The organism is Mesorhizobium sp. M7A.F.Ca.CA.004.06.1.1 (assembly GCF_003999135.1).
Classification (GTDB): domain Bacteria; phylum Pseudomonadota; class Alphaproteobacteria; order Rhizobiales; family Rhizobiaceae; genus Mesorhizobium.
Genome location: NZ_RZPQ01001403.1, coordinates 1 through 527 on the forward strand (window position 1 = coordinate 1; position 527 = coordinate 527).

Below are 527 nucleotides of genomic sequence, written 5' to 3' on the forward strand. Positions count from 1 at the left end.
GCGTTGAGACGAAGCGAATTGTGCGGAGCCCAGGCATGGTCAAGACGCCGAAGATGCGACACTCGAAAAGCCGCCGCGAGCCGGTGACCATCGATCTCGAGCCGGGCGCCGTCTCACGCATCGCCGACGAGGACGCCGCCACGCAGGAGGCCCGGACAGACGAGGCGAAGGCCGAGGAAGCAGCGAACGCTTCGCAACCCGAGGTTCCCGAAGAGCCGGTTCACGCCGACCAGACCGATCTCGAGCCCTGGGAGCATACCGACGCCCGGGCCGAACCGGAGCAGCCGTCGGCAGCGGCGACAAAGCCCGCTAGCGAGGCCGAGATCCCCTATCCCGGATCGTCCGACGAGCCCGGATCGTCCGACGAGCCCGGATCGTCCGATGCGCCGGCCGGCAAGACCAAAGCCTACGACTACAGGTTCGAGGACGCAGCGGCGAAGCGCACGCAGACCGACGGCAACAAGGCGAAACCCGGGACACGGGGCGAGAAAATGGCGCCACCCCTTGAAAAGCGCGGCGGCCGCAGC

General features: G+C 68.1%; 1 pseudogene. It reads left to right on the forward strand.

Annotated elements, in window-relative coordinates:
• Positions 1-35: 35 nt before the first annotated feature.
• Positions 36-527, forward strand: a pseudogene (locus EN906_RS36610) (phage tail protein); the annotation flags it as partial.